General features: G+C 45.2%; 1 protein-coding gene and 1 pseudogene. Both read left to right on the forward strand.

Annotation, left to right across the window (positions count from 1 at the left end):
• The coding region (locus IAE19_RS16475; RefSeq protein WP_200461978.1) for an ATP-binding cassette domain-containing protein at positions 1–321 on the forward strand (321 nt) is incomplete at its 5' end.
• Positions 318–529, forward strand: a pseudogene (locus IAE19_RS16480) (secretion protein HlyD); the annotation flags it as partial. The gene IAE19_RS16475 and the pseudogene IAE19_RS16480, both read left to right, overlap by 4 nt.

Genomic DNA, 529 nt, shown 5'->3' on the forward strand with positions numbered 1-529 from the left:
GGTGTGGGCTTCTCCGGTGGACAGCGTCAAGCCTTGTTATTGGCTCGACTCCTCATCCGACAACCGAATATTTTATTACTGGATGAACCGACGGCATCCATTGATGACGTTTCTGAAAAAATGCTGATTGATCATCTAAAAACATGGCTTGGACATCGTACCTTGATTGTAGCCACGCACCGACGCGCGGTACTGGAACTGGTTGACCGAATCATCGTAGTCAGTGACGGAAAAATAGTAATGGATGGGCCTCGTGATCAGATTCTTCATGGACAATCCGCAGCACAACAGATTCCAGCAGGACAAGGAGCACGTTCATGAGTGATCAATTACAACGCCCAAAACGTTCTTTAAAAGTGTCCTACAAAGAGCCACCATTACCTCGTGCCAGTTTAGTGATCTGGATTATTGGTATTGGCTTACTGGTCTTATTGCTTTGGGCATGGTTATTTAAACTCGAAGAAGTTTCTACAGGTACAGGCAAAGTTATTCCCTCTTCCAAAGAACAAGTCATTCAATCACTGGATGG

This window comes from Acinetobacter sp. S40 (assembly GCF_016624705.1).
Taxonomy (GTDB): domain Bacteria; phylum Pseudomonadota; class Gammaproteobacteria; order Pseudomonadales; family Moraxellaceae; genus Acinetobacter.